The sequence below is a fragment of the Mycolicibacterium pyrenivorans genome, from assembly GCF_025821625.1.
In the GTDB taxonomy this organism is placed as follows: Bacteria; Actinomycetota; Actinomycetes; order Mycobacteriales; family Mycobacteriaceae; genus Mycobacterium; species Mycobacterium pyrenivorans.
This window is the reverse complement of record NZ_JACKSH010000123.1, coordinates 1-13,136: the sequence shown is the minus strand read 5'-3', so window position 1 is coordinate 13,136 and position 13,136 is coordinate 1. Positions and strand designations below refer to the sequence as shown.

13 protein-coding genes are annotated in these 13,136 nt (G+C 68.9%); 7 read left to right on the top strand and 6 right to left on the bottom strand.

Annotation, left to right across the window (positions count from 1 at the left end):
* Positions 1-5: 5 nt before the first annotated feature.
* Together H7I57_RS15760 and H7I57_RS15755 are read right to left on the bottom strand one after the other, a co-directional pair.
* Positions 6-1,223 carry an acetyl-CoA C-acetyltransferase gene (locus tag H7I57_RS15760; protein ID WP_264024532.1) on the bottom strand — a complete coding sequence of 406 codons (1,218 nt, stop codon included), beginning with the start codon at positions 1,221-1,223 and terminating at the stop codon, positions 6-8.
* 35 nt (positions 1,224-1,258) lie between these two features.
* Complete coding sequence (locus H7I57_RS15755; RefSeq protein WP_264024531.1) at positions 1,259-2,224, bottom strand: SGNH/GDSL hydrolase family protein; 966 nt, start codon at positions 2,222-2,224, stop codon at positions 1,259-1,261.
* Between the two features lie 195 nt (positions 2,225-2,419).
* Between H7I57_RS15755 and H7I57_RS15750 the strand changes: the two genes are divergently transcribed.
* The 3 genes from H7I57_RS15750 (at position 2,420) to H7I57_RS15740 (ending at position 5,770) form a co-directional block, all read left to right on the top strand.
* On the top strand, positions 2,420-3,490 hold the full coding sequence (locus H7I57_RS15750) for an alpha/beta hydrolase fold domain-containing protein (RefSeq protein ID WP_264024529.1): 1,071 nt from the start codon (positions 2,420-2,422) through the stop codon (positions 3,488-3,490).
* A gap of 29 nt (positions 3,491-3,519) precedes the next feature.
* Entirely contained in the window at positions 3,520-4,926 is a 1,407-nt protein-coding gene (locus tag H7I57_RS15745) for a cystathionine beta-synthase (RefSeq protein WP_264024527.1), read from the top strand.
* Between the two features lie 136 nt (positions 4,927-5,062).
* Positions 5,063-5,770 carry an Rv1078 family RDD domain-containing protein gene (locus H7I57_RS15740; protein ID WP_264024524.1) on the top strand — a complete coding sequence of 236 codons (708 nt, stop codon included), beginning with the start codon at positions 5,063-5,065 and terminating at the stop codon, positions 5,768-5,770.
* Positions 5,771-5,776: 6 nt separating this feature from the next.
* Here the strand turns inward: H7I57_RS15740 and H7I57_RS15735 are convergent, their stop codons facing one another.
* Positions 5,777-6,979, bottom strand: a complete 1,203-nt coding sequence (locus H7I57_RS15735; RefSeq protein ID WP_264024523.1) for an acyl-CoA dehydrogenase family protein — start codon at positions 6,977-6,979, stop codon at positions 5,777-5,779.
* A 31-nt stretch (positions 6,980-7,010) separates the two neighbouring features.
* Here H7I57_RS15735 and H7I57_RS15730 point away from each other — a divergent pair, with 31 nt between their 5' ends.
* Positions 7,011-8,192: a cystathionine gamma-synthase gene (locus H7I57_RS15730; RefSeq protein ID WP_264024522.1), complete on the top strand. Its 1,182-nt coding sequence runs from the start codon at positions 7,011-7,013 to the stop codon at positions 8,190-8,192.
* Here the strand turns inward: H7I57_RS15730 and H7I57_RS15725 are convergent.
* From H7I57_RS15725 to H7I57_RS15715, 3 genes are all read right to left on the bottom strand, one after another.
* A complete protein-coding gene (locus tag H7I57_RS15725; RefSeq protein ID WP_264024520.1) occupies positions 8,189-8,860 on the bottom strand; it encodes a GOLPH3/VPS74 family protein in 672 nt (223 codons plus the stop codon). The genes H7I57_RS15730 and H7I57_RS15725 overlap by 4 nt on opposite strands.
* Before the next feature lie 42 nt (positions 8,861-8,902).
* Positions 8,903-9,397, bottom strand: coding sequence for a transcription elongation factor GreA (gene greA, locus H7I57_RS15720; RefSeq protein ID WP_264024519.1), 495 nt, complete (start codon positions 9,395-9,397; stop codon positions 8,903-8,905).
* Positions 9,398-9,626: 229 nt separating this feature from the next.
* A complete protein-coding gene (locus H7I57_RS15715; RefSeq protein ID WP_264024518.1) occupies positions 9,627-10,049 on the bottom strand; it encodes a DUF4307 domain-containing protein in 423 nt (140 codons plus the stop codon).
* 130 nt (positions 10,050-10,179) lie between these two features.
* Between H7I57_RS15715 and mca the strand changes: the two genes are divergently transcribed.
* The 3 genes from mca to H7I57_RS15700 all read left to right on the top strand — a co-directional run.
* Positions 10,180-11,052 (top strand): mycothiol conjugate amidase Mca, encoded by an 873-nt coding sequence (gene mca / locus H7I57_RS15710; protein ID WP_264024577.1) that lies wholly within the window; start codon positions 10,180-10,182, stop codon positions 11,050-11,052.
* A gap of 8 nt (positions 11,053-11,060) precedes the next feature.
* The gene (locus H7I57_RS15705; protein ID WP_264024517.1) at positions 11,061-11,372 is read left to right on the top strand and encodes a hypothetical protein; all 312 of its coding nucleotides are present in this window, start codon (positions 11,061-11,063) and stop codon (positions 11,370-11,372) included.
* Positions 11,359-13,136, top strand: a 1,778-nt coding sequence (locus H7I57_RS15700; RefSeq protein ID WP_264024516.1) for a thioredoxin domain-containing protein, incomplete at its 3' end; no start/stop codon positions are given. The genes H7I57_RS15705 and H7I57_RS15700, both read left to right, overlap by 14 nt.

Here is a 13,136-nt window from a genome sequence, read left to right as displayed (position 1 = left end):
AGAATCTAGGAGAGGCGCTCCACGACCATCGCCATGCCCTGGCCGCCGCCCACACACATCGTCTCGATACCGAACGTCTTGTCGTGGGTCTGCAGGTTGTTCAGCAGCGTGGCCGTGATGCGCGCGCCCGTCATGCCGAACGGGTGGCCGAGGGCGATCGCACCGCCGGCCACGTTGAGCTTGTCCTCGTCCATGCCCAGCTCGCGTGCCGAGCCGAGAACCTGCACCGCGAACGCCTCGTTGATCTCGTAGAGATCGATGTCACCGATCGACATCTTCGCGTTGGCCAACGCCTTCTTCACGGCCTCGATCGGGCCCAGCCCCATGATCTCCGGCGACAGACCCGAGACACCTGTGGACACGATGCGCGCCAGCGGTGTCAGCCCCAACTCCTTGGCCTTGGTGTCGCTCATGATCACCACGGCGGCGGCGCCGTCGTTCAGCGGACACGCATTGCCCGCGGTGATCGTGCCGTTCGGGCGGAACACCGGCTTGAGCTGGCTGATCTTCTCGTAGGTGGTCCCGGCCCGCGGGCCGTCGTCGGTGGACACCACGCTGCCGTCGGGAAGCGTCACGGGCACGATCTCGCGTGCGAAGAAGCCGCTCTTGATGGCCTCCTCGGCGCGGTTCTGCGACCGCACCCCCCAGTGGTCCTGGTCTTCGCGGCTGATGCCGGTGAACGCCGCGACGTTCTCGGCGGTCTGCCCCATCGCGATGTACACGTCGGGCAGCGCACCGTCTTCGCGCGGATCGTGCCATTCGGTCGCGCCGGCGGCTGCCTGCTCCGTGCGGGCCTGGGCGTCGGCGAACAGCGGGTTCTTGGAGTCGGGCGCCCCGTCGGCGGTGCCCTTGCCGAATCGGGACACCGTCTCCACGCCCGCGGAGATGAACGCGTCGCCCTCGCCCGCCTTGATCGCGTGGAACGCCATCCGCGTGGTCTGCAGCGACGACGAGCAGTACCGGTTGACGGTCGTGCCGGGCAGGAAGTCGTAGCCGAGCTCGACGGCCACCGCACGGCCGATGTTGGACCCGGCCTCGCCGGCGGGCTGGCCGCAGCCCATCATCAGGTCGTCGATCTCCCGCGGGTCCAGCGAGGGCACCTTGTCGAGGACGGCCTTGACCATCTGCGCGGCCAGATCGTCGGGACGTATCGTGACCAGCGAACCCTTGTTGGCTCGGCCGATCGGTGAGCGGGCGGTGGCGACGATGACGGCCTCGGGCATGACGGGCTCCTTGGGATCGGGAAACTAGAAAGAACCTAGCCCGCGGGCACCACGATCGGTGCGGGGACCCCCGTCGAGCGCCGCCACAGCCTGCTCAGAGCGCTCACCCGCGAGAGCAGCGACCCGCCGTCGGCCCACCTCGCCTCGAGGGCCTCGTCGCGCGTCGCGCCGGATACGAACTCTCCCAGCGCATCACAGAGCGCGGGGAGGAGCTGCATGGCCGCCAGCTCGTAGCCCGCGGCCGAGGGATGGAACATGTCCTGCGAGAACAGCAGCTCCGGGGTCTTGTAGAAGTGCGGTGCCAACAGGTCGGAGAAGGGGACCGGGACGCCACCGGCCGATCGCACCGCCGCCGCCTGCGCGCGCGCCAGTCGGAGGCCGCGGCCGCGTGCCACCCATCGCAGCGGCTGCGGGATCGCTGTGATCACGCCGAAGTCCGGGCAGGTGCCGACGGCGACGACCGCGCCGCTGGCCCGCAGTCGCCCCACCGCACGGCCCAGACGGCGCGCTGAGGGGCCGACGCCGTTGGGCGCGGTGATGTCGTTGGCGCCGATCATGATGACCGCAGCGTCGGGTGGGGGACCCGCGACGAACATCGCGTCGATCTGACCGGAGAGACCTTTCGACGTCGCGCCGACGATCGCCTTGGTGCTGAGCCGGATTCGCTTGCCCGATTGCTCGGCCAGGCCCCTGGCCAGCAGCACGCCCGGCACCTCGTCGCCGCTCGTGCAGCCGTACCCGGTGGCGGTGGAGTCGCCGAAGATCATCAGATGCAGGTCGAACGGCACGCCGCGATACCAGCGCTCGACCGGTCCGCTGCCCGGCGAATAGACGCCGTCGGCCCGGGGCGGGATGTCCCAGGACTTGGGGATGACACGGCGGGCCTGCTCGGCCTGCCCGGTCAGCAGGTTTCGGGCCCCGACATAGGCGGAGCCTGTCGACGCGAGCGTGGCTGCGGCCACCAATGCGATGGCCGACCGACGCGGTGCACGGTTGCCCACGCCGCCAAGTCTAGAGCGGAATTCGGGGTTCGCTGGCGTGGCGATGCGGAATCAGCGATCACAGTGCGGTATCAACTCCGGTATCAATAGCGTTTAACCGATTGTGATAGTGGTTACACATGTCAAGCTAAGTTACGAGGTTGTCTGAGTAACTTGACTTATCCCGGTTCTACAACGGCGTAGGAAGTGGTGGCGATGACGGCACCGAGCAAGGTTCCCAGCTCTTCGCATCTTGGCGTCAGGCCTGGTAGATCGCATAAAGGTCGCCGCTTCCCGGTCAGTGACGGCGCGCCGGTCGAGGTCATCGAGGACGGCCCGAGCATCGCAGGTCGTCTGATGGTGCTGGGTGCGATGGCGACCATCAAACCGTTCCTGACCGTAGGCAGCTACGCCCCGAAACTGCCATGGCCGTGGGGCTTGCTGGACTTCGCCGCCAGGATCCTGAAACCCGCCCCCGGCACCGTGCGGGCCACCATCTCGCTGCCGCACTGCACCGCGCAGCTGGTGCGCGCCGCGGGTGTGCTCCCGGCGGACGGTAACCGCAGCGTGGTTCTCTACCTGCACGGCGGGGCGTTCCTGACGGGCGGAGTCAACACCCACGGCAGGTTGGTGACTGCGCTGTCCAAGACCGCCGACAGCCCCGTGCTGGTCGTCAACTACCGGATGATCCCCAAGCACTCTGTGGGCACCGCGTTGGACGATTGCTTCGACGCCTACAAGTGGCTGCGGGAGACCGGCTACGAGCCCGACCAGATCGTGCTGGCAGGCGATTCCGCGGGCGGCTACCTCGCGCTGGCGCTGGCCGAGCGGCTCCAGGCCGAGGGCATCAACGGCTACGAAGGGGAGACGCCGGCGGCGATCGCCACGATGTCGCCGCTGTTCGAGATCGACAACGAGGCGCGTGCCGACCATCCGAACACCCGCACCGACGCGATGTTCCCACCCAAGGCCTTCCACGCGCTGGTCGAGCTCATCGACGAGGCGGCGCGCCGCAACACCAAGGACGGCCGCCCCGAAGAGGTCTACGAGCCGCTCGACCACATCGAGCCCGGCCTGCCGCGCACGCTCATTCACGTCTCCGGCTCCGAGGTCCTGCTCAGCGACGCCCGGAAGGCGGCGCGTCTGCTGGCAGCCGCCGGGGTCCCCGTCGAGGTCCGCATCTGGCCTGGTCAGATGCATGTGTTCCAGCTCGGGGCGCCTGCGGTGTCGGAAGCCAGCAGGTCGATCAAGCAGATCGGCGAGTACATCCGAGAGGCCACCTGGTAGCCGCAGGCCGGGCCTGAGACGATGGACGCATGCGGATCGCCCGGCACGTCAGTGAGCTCATCGGCAATACCCCTCTGGTACAGCTGAACTCGGTGGTGCCTGCGGGGGCGGGCACCGTCGTGGCAAAGATCGAGTACCTCAACCCCGGCGGCAGCGCCAAAGACCGCATTGCGATCAAGATGATCGACGCCGCAGAGGCCAGCGGTGAGCTGCGGCCCGGGGGGACCATCGTCGAGCCGACCTCGGGCAATACCGGCGTGGGCCTGGCACTGGTCGCCCAGCAGCGCGGCTACAAATGCATCTTCGTCTGCCCCGACAAGGTCAGCGAGGACAAGCGGAACGTCCTGCGCGCCTACGGCGCCGACGTCGTGGTCTGTCCGACGGCCGTGCCCCCGGACCACCCCGACAGTTACTACAGCGTGTCCGACCGCCTCGTGCAGGAGGTCGAGGGCGCCTGGAAGCCCGACCAGTACTCCAACCCGATGGGTCCCGCCAGCCACTACGAGACCACCGGGCCCGAGATCTGGGCGGACACCGACGGCAAGGTGACCCACTTCGTCGCGGGCGTCGGCACCGGCGGAACCATCACCGGTGCGGGCCGCTACCTCAAGGAGGTGTCCCAGGGACGCCCGGAGGGCCCGGTCCGCGTCATCGGCGCCGACCCCGAGGGCTCGGTGTACTCCGGCGGGACCGGCAGGCCGTATCTGGTGGAGGGCGTCGGTGAGGACTTCTGGCCCTCCGCCTACGACCCGACTGTGCCCGACGAGATCATCGCGGTCTCCGACGCCGACTCGTTCGAGATGACCAGGCGACTGGCGCGGGAGGAGGCGCTGCTGGTCGGCGGTTCCTGCGGGATGGCCGCGGTCGCGGCGATCAAGGTGGCCGAGCGGGCGGGCCCCGACGCGCTCGTCGTGGTACTCCTGCCCGACGGCGGACGCGGTTATCTGTCAAAGGTGTTCAACGACGACTGGATGTCGTCCTACGGCTTCCTGCGCACACGGCTGGACGGCTCGGTGGAGGAGTCGACGGTCGGCGACGTGCTGCGCGGCAAGTCCGGGGCATTGCCCGATCTCGTCCACACCCATCCGTCGGAGACGGTGCGCGACGCCATCGGCATCCTGCGCGAGTACGGCGTGTCCCAGATGCCCGTCGTCGGGGCCGAACCCCCGGTCATGGCCGGCGAGGTGGCGGGCAGCGTGTCCGAACGCGAGCTCTTGTCGGCGGTGTTCGAAGGCCGCGCAAAACTCGCCGATGCCGTCGCCCAGCACATGAGCCCACCGCTTCCGCTGATCGGTGCCGGCGAGTTGGTGAGCACCGCCGCCAAGTCGCTCCGTGACTGCGACGCGGTGATGGTGGTCGAGGAGGGCAAACCGGTGGGGGTCCTCACCCGCCACGATCTGCTCGGTTTCCTGTCGGACAGCAGCACCCGTTGCTGACGCTCCCGGGCGGTTTCGGCAAACTTCGGCACCACTCGGGCCAAGATCGAATTGATGTGTGAAAACGCTGCTCGGAGCCGTTTCTCAGGTATTGTGAGCACGCTCGTCCCAGGTAACACGTCACTGGAAGGCGTCCATGACTGACAATCCACCACCCCCAGGGGGATATCCGCCGTCGGGCGGGTACCCGCCGCCTCAGGGCGGATACTCTCCGACGCCTCAGGGCGGATACTCCCCGCCGCCACCCCCCGGTGGCTATCCGCCGCCCCCGCAAGGCAATTACCCCCCGCCAGGCGGCTTCCCCCCACCTCAGCAGGCCGGCTACGCGTCGGCGGGGCCTGCGCTGCCCAAAGAGTCGTACACGCCGTGGCTCACGCGCGTGGCCGCATGGTTCATCGACAACATCCCGGTGTTCATCATCGCGGGTATCGGCCAGGGCATCGCGATCCTCACCGGCGACAACAACTGCGTCACCACCGGCGGCGGCGTCGCGTGCACGTCGAGTTACTCGGTCATCGGTTCCCTGGTGTCAGGGCTGGCATCGTTGCTGTCGCTGGCGTACCTGGTGTGGAACTACGGCTACCGGCAGGGCACCACGGGCTCGAGCATCGGCAAGTCGGTGATGAAGTTCAAGGTGGTCAGCGAGAAGACCTGGCAGCCCATCGGTTTCGGCCTTTCGGTGGTGCGCCAGCTCGCTCACTTCGTGGACGCCATCATCTGCTACATCGGCTACCTGTTCCCGCTGTGGGACAACAAGCGTCAGACGCTGGCGGACAAGATCATGACCACCGTGTGTGTGCCGCTGAATCCGCAACCGCTACCACCGGGCCCCACCCAGTACTAGAAGAGCTCACCGGAAGGCGCTGACGCCCGTCAGCGCCTCTCCGATGACCAACTGGTGAACCTCCGAGGTGCCCTCGTAGGTGAGCACGGACTCCAGGTTGTTGGCATGCCGCAGCACCGGGTATTCCAACGTGATCCCGTTGGCGCCCAACAGTGTTCGGCACTGACGGGCGATCTTGATGGCCTCGCGGACGTTGTTCAGCTTGCCGACGCTGACCTGCTCTGCCCGGATGCGGCCCTCGTCCTTGAGGCGTCCCAGATGAAGTGCCAGCAGCTGAGCCTTGGCCAGCTCGACGGCCATGTCGGCGATCTTGGCCTGCGTCAGTTGATATCCCGCCAGCGGCTTGTCGAACACCTGCCGGGTTCCGACATAGTCCAGCGTGGTCTCCAGGCAGTCGCGTGCCGCCCCGACAGCGCCGAACACGATGCCGAAGCGCGCCTCGGACAGACAGCTCAGCGGCCCGGATAATCCGCGGGCGTCGGGCAGTCTGGCCGCCTCGGGCAGCCGCACGTCGTCAAGGCTGAACTCGGAGGTGACCGACGCCCGCAGCGACATCTTGTGGGTCATCTCCCTTGCGCTGAACCCCGGCGTGGACGTCGGCACCGCGAACCCCACGATGCTGTTGCGCTCCCCGTCCTGCTCACGCGCCCACACGATCGCCACGTCGGCGACCGAGGCGTTGGTGATCCACATCTTCGAACCGTTCAGAATCCAGTCCGAGCCGTCTCGGCGCGCGGTGGTGCGCATGCCGCCGGGGTTGGATCCGAAATCGGGCTCGGTCAGCCCGAAGCAGCCGATCAGCTCACCCGCCGCCATGCCGGGCAGCCACTGCTCGCGTTGCTCCTCGCTGCCCCAGCGGTGGATCGCGAACATCGCCAGCGAGCCCTGCACCGACACCAGGCTGCGCAGCCCGCTGTCCACCGCCTCCAATTCCTGGCACACCAGCCCGTACGCCGTCGCCGACGACCCGCCGCACCCGTAACCGGTCAGGTGCATGCCGAGGAGGCCGAGCTTGCCGATCTCGACGGCGAGCTCGCGGACCGGGACGTCCCCGGTCTCGAACCATTCGGCGATGTGCGGGCGCAGGCGCTGCTCGCCGAACCCGCGCACCATCGTGCGCAGGTCACGGTCCTCGGCGCTCAGCATCGAGTCGAGGTCGAGAAGGCTCTCGATCGTATAGGTGGCTGCGGGAGGCTGGCGGGCAGGCATGTCCAAGTTCTACACCGCTACCCTGGCCCGCATGAGCGAGCATCGCAGTGCGGCAGACCACTACCGGGCCTACGGACCCGCCACGAAGGCCATTCATGCCGGTTACCGCCCCGACCCGGCCACCGGCGTGGTCAACGCCCCGATCTATGCCAGCTCGACGTTCGCCCAGGACGGCGTCGGCGGTCTGCGGGGCGGATTCGAGTACGCCCGCACCGGCAATCCGACCCGCGCCGCGCTGGAATCGTCGCTGGCGGCCGTGGAGATGGCCGCCTACGCCCGCGCGTTCAGCTCCGGGATGGCCGCCACCGACTGCGCGTTGCGCGCGCTGCTGCGCCCCGGCGATCACCTGGTGATCCCCGACGACGCCTACGGCGGCACGTTCCGGCTCATCGACAAGGTGTTCTCGCTGTGGGGGATCAGCTACACCGCGGTGGCGTTGTCGGACCTGGACGCGGTGCGCGCCGCCATCACCGACCGGACGAAGCTGATCTGGGTCGAGACGCCGACCAACCCCCTGCTGTCGATCGCCGACATCAGCGCGATCGCCGAGCTGGCGTCACCGACGGCCGCAAAGGTACTGGTGGACAACACCTTCGCCTCACCGGCGCTTCAGCAACCGCTGTCGCTGGGCGCCGACATCGTGCTGCACTCGACGACCAAGTACATCGGCGGGCATTCCGACGTGGTCGGTGGCGCGCTGCTGACCGACGACGAGGCGCTCGACGAGGCCTTCGCGTTCCTGCAGAACGGCGCGGGAGCGGTGCCGGGCCCGTTCGACGCCTACCTGACGATGCGCGGCCTGAAGACGCTGCCGTTACGGATGCAGCGGCACAGCGAGAACGCCGCGGCGATCGCCGAGTTCCTCGACGGGCATCCCGCCATCGACACGGTGCTGTACCCGGGCCTGCCCCAGCACCCCAACCACGAAGTCGCCGCGCGGCAGATGAGCGGCTTCGGCGGGATGATCTCGGTGCGGCTGCGGGGCGGGCCTCAGGCGGCACGCGATTTCTGCGCGCGTACCGAGATCTTCATCCTCGCCGAGTCGCTGGGCGGCGTCGAATCGCTCATCGAGTACCCCGGTGCGATGACCCACGCCTCGACGGCGGGCTCCCAGCTGGAGGTGCCCGACGATCTGGTCCGGCTGTCGGTCGGCATCGAGGACGTCGCCGACCTGCTCGGCGATGTCGAGCAGGCGTTGGCCGCGCCGCGTTAGACGAGTTGCATCAGCGCCTGGCGCACCGTTGCCGCGGTGACCGCGAGGTTGACCTCGGCCAGGGCCGTCGGTGACTCGTCCACCCAACTACCGCTGGAGATCTCGCCGGCACGGGCGTGAACCCAGCGCCAGCCGCGGTCGTTGAGGCTGAGCAGCGCCCCGAGTCCGTCGACCGCGTGCAGCACGGTGATGACGGCCGCTGTCGACGGGGCGGGCGGGGTGCGGTCGAACAGCGCGGACAGCAGAGCGGCGCGCGCCGGCCCGGCCCGTTCCCGAGTGGTCAGTGGAAACGCGTAGTCACGGGTGAATCGCTTGGCCGACAACGGGGTTCGGCGCAGCTGTCCGGTCTGCTCCAGCCGCTCGACCAGCCCGTCCTGGATGCCCTTGCCGATCTTCTTGATCGCGGCCCCCGCGCCGAGCGGCTTCGCCTGCAGCAGCTCGAACGCCGGCTCGACGACGGGATCCCGCGGGCCGGCGGCGGCCAGGGCGACCAGCCTTCCCGGCGGTACCGATTCGCCCGCCACCGCGGGGCGGATACGGCACGCGTGCGCCAGGTCGAGCAGGGCCGCCGCCGCGAGCACGCGGTCACGACGCGGGCTGTCCAGCCCGGGTTGCGCGGACGCGTTGTCCACCAGCAGCAAGAACAGGTCCTCGGCGATCTGCGCCATGGGCTGGAGGGTAACGCGCAGCCGCTTCACCCTCAGAACATGTCAGGGGTGGTAGGGCTCCGCGCTGACGAGCGTGACCTTGACGGTGTTGCCGTTGGGCACCCTGTAGGACCGCGACTCGCCGACCTTGGCGTCGATCAGGGCCTCGCCCAGCGGCGACTTCGGGGAGTACACCTCGAGCTTGCCGTCGGTGATGCCTTCCTGGCGGGTGCCGATCAGGAAGGTCTCGGTGTCGCCCTTGTCGTCGTCGTAGTAGACCTTGACGACCGAGCCGGGCAGTGCCACCCCGGACTGTTTGGGGGCTTCGCCCACCTTCGCGTTGTTGAGCAGTTCCTGCAGCTGCCGGATCCGGGCCTCCTGCTGGCCCTGCTCCTCGCGGGCGGCGTGGTAGCCGCCGTTCTCGCGCAGGTCGCCCTCTTCGCGGCGGTCGTTGATCTCGGCGGCTATGACAGGACGGTGGGCGATCAGCTGATCGAGTTCCGCCTTCAGCCGGTCGTAGGCCTCCTCGGTCAGCCAGGTGACCTGTGTGTCGGTCATGTCGTCGCGCTCCTGTCGTCGTTGCTTCCGCGCTGGTCGCGTTAGAAGGTCGTCACACGGCGCCGGGAGCTTCACTCGTGTATTGCCGCGCTCGCACGCCGTCGTTCCGCGTACCCAAATGCAGCAATACACGGCCCCAGCAGGAACCGTGTATCGATCCATGATAGCACCGGGGGGATACCCGCTTTTCGGGATTTCGCCACGGGGAGTTGGTTGCGCCCCCGCCGGCTCACCCACCCACCAGGTAGGGCGGCACGTCGCTCCCGCAGCCGTACACGTCGCCGACGACGGCGGGCCTGCTCGTCGTCACGACGGTCCTGACCTGCACCGTCGCCGCTGTCGACGGCGCCACCAGCACCTCGCGCCTGCCGGTCTCGGTGCCGTCGTAGGACCGCGCCCGAACGATGCACACCACCGGCTGCGACGGATCGTCGCGCGTGACGCTGACGGTCACCTCGACGGTCTTGTCGTCGACGATCCGGTAGCCGCCCAGTTCCCCTTTGACGTCGCCCGCGTCGAACCGCACGAAGGCCACCGCGGCGATCACCACGCCCAGCACCACCACGGCCGCGGTCAAACCGATGGCGATCCGGCGGCGGGTGCGCCTGCTCAGCCGCTGCCGTCCATAGCGGGCGGTGGGACGCTCGATCATCTCGTTTTGCATGCCCGTCGTTCGGATGGGTGTACTAGGACTGGAACTATAGGGCCAGTCGGTGCGGTTGAACCGTTGCGTGAGTGTCAGCGTGAGTATCCATGCAGGTGAGCATCTAAGAGGGAACAGGTTGAGCGAACTGCGGTTGATGGCCGTGCACGCCCACCCGGACGACGAGTCCAGCAAGGGCGCCGCCACCACGGCGCGCTACGCCGACGAGGGCGCGCGCGTCATGGTGGTGACCCTGACGGGCGGGGAGCGCGGTGACATCCTCAACCCGGCGATGGACCTGCCCGAGGTGCACGGCCGGATGTCGGAGATTCGTCGCGACGAGATGGCCAAGGCCGCCGAGATCCTCGGCGTCGAGCACCACTGGCTGGGGTTCGTCGACTCCGGGCTGCCCGAAGGGGACCCGCTGCCCCCGCTGCCCGAAGGATGCCTCGGGGTGGTGCCGCTCGAGGAAGCGGTGGAAGCGCTGGTGCGGGTGGTGCGGAAGTTCAAGCCGCACGTGATGACCACCTACGACGAGAACGGTGGCTATCCCCACCCCGACCACATCCGCTGCCATCAGGTAGCCGTCGGCGCCTACGAGGCCGCGGCCGACCACCGCATGTACCCCGACGCCGGTGAGCCGTGGAACGTGCTCAAGCTCTACTACAACCACGGCTTCCTGCGCCGCCGGATGCTGCTGCTGCAGGAGGAGTTCGCCAAGCACGGCAAGCAGGGTCCCTTCGAGAAATGGCTCAAGCACTGGGACGTTCACGAGGATCCGTTCGACAACCGGGTGACGACGCGGGTGGAGTGCTCGAAGTACTTCGCCCAGCGTGACGACGCCCTTCGCGCACACGCCACGCAGATCGACCCGGCCGGCGACTTCTTCGCCGCGCCCATCGAGTGGCAGCAACGGCTGTGGCCGACAGAGGAATTCGAATTGGCAAGGTCGCGGGTGCCGGTACGGCTCCCCGAGACCGATTTGTTCGCCGGGATCGAGGGACGCGAGTGAACGGTGTGATGACGCTCAGCCTGGAGCTGATGACCGGCGTGCTGGCCCAGGAGGAGCCGCGCCAGACGGGGCCCGACTTCGGCAAGGCCAGCCCGTTCGGGCTGATCGTGGTGGTGCTGCTGTTGATCGGTGTCTTCCTGCTGGTGTGGTCGATGAACCGGCACCTGCGCAAGCTCCCGGAGTCGTTCGACGAGACCCCGGACGAGTCGGACCAGGCCGGCGACGGCACCACCGGTGTCGTTGCGGAGACCGAGCCCGACCTCGATCCCGGCCCTGCCATCGAGAACCCGTCCGACGGGACGAAACGTGAGCAGGGCTGACGCCCCCCGCAACACCCTCGCCTCGGCGACCAGCCCCTATCTGCGCCAGCATGCCGACAACCCGGTGCACTGGCAGCAGTGGACCCCCGACGCGCTCGCCCTGGCCGCCGCGCGTGACGTGCCGATCCTGCTGTCGATCGGGTACGCGGCGTGCCACTGGTGTCACGTCATGGCCCACGAGTCGTTCGAGGACGCCGACGTCGCCGCCGCGATGAACGCGGACTTCGTCTGCATCAAGGTCGACCGCGAAGAGCGTCCCGACCTCGACGCGGTCTACATGAACGCGACGGTGGCGCTGACCGGTCAGGGCGGCTGGCCGATGACCTGCTTCCTGACCCCGGACGGGCGCCCGTTCTTCTGCGGCACCTACTACCCGAAGCCGAGTTTCCTGGAGCTGCTGGCCGCGGTGTCGGAGACGTGGCGGACCCGCCGCGGCGAGGTGGAGGAGGCGTCCGACCACATCTCCGACGAGTTGCGGACGATGGCCTCCGGTCTGCCGGGCGGGGGTCCGGCGGTGGCGCCGGGGGTGTGCGACGACGCGGTGGCGGCGGTGCTGAACGACGAGGACGTCGTCAACGGCGGCTTCGCCAACGCCCCTGGCGGTGCTCCGAAGTTCCCGCCGTCGGCGCTGCTGGAGGCGCTGTTGCGCAACCACGAGCGCACCGGCGCGGACGCGCCGCTGGCGACGGTCGCCCGCACCGGCCAGGCGATGGCGCGCGGCGGGCTGTACGACCAGCTCGCCGGTGGGTTCGCCCGGTACAGCGTCGACGCGTTCTGGGTGGTGCCGCACTTCGAGAAGATGCTGTACGACAATGCCCAGCTGCTGCGCGTGTACGCACACTGGGCGCGCCGCACCCGAAACCAGTTGGCGCACAGGATCGCTGACGGAACCGCGCGGTTCATGCTCGACGAGCTGCGCCGCGACGGGATGTTCGTGTCGTCGCTGGACGCAGATGCCGCCGGCGAGGAGGGCCTGACCTACGTCTGGACCCCCGGGCAACTGCGCGAGGTGCTCGGCGAGAGCGACGGACGTTGGGCGGCAGAGCTTTTCAGCGTCTCCCGCGACGGCACGTTCGAGGGTGGCGCATCGGTGCTGCAGTTGCGCGGCGATCCCGACGACACCGCGCGTTTCGAGCGGGTACGCACCGCGCTGTTGGCGGCGCGCTCGCTGCGACCCCAGCCGGCACGCGATGACAAGGTCGTGACGGCCTGGAACGGGCTGGCCGTCACCGCCCTCGCCGAAGCCGGTATCGGGTTGGGCCGCGGCGAATACGTCGACGCGGCACTGCTGTGTGCGCGACGGATCCTGGACCTGCACCTGGTGTCCGGTCGGCTTCGGCGGTCGAGTCTGGGCGGGGTGGTCGGGGACAGCGTCGCGATCCTCGAGGACCACGCCGCGCTGGCGACCGGTCTGTTGACGCTGCACCAGGCGACCGGGGAGCGGTCGTGGCTGGACAACGCCACCGGGTTGCTCGACCTGGCGCTCGACCATTTCGCCGACCCGGACCACGAGGGCCGCTGGTACGACGTCGCCGACGACGCCGAGCAACTGCTGCTGCGACCGGCCGATCCCATCGACGGAGCCACCCCGGCGGGGGCGTCGCTGGTCGCCGAAGCCCTGCAGCTGGCAGCACATCTGGTTCCGGCAGACCGAGCGCAGCGCTACGCGGCGGCAGCCGAGGCCACGCTGGCCGGCGCGACGGTGCTGCTGGCCCGGTCGCCACGGGCGGGTGGGCACTGGCTGGCGGTCGCCGAGGCCGCGGT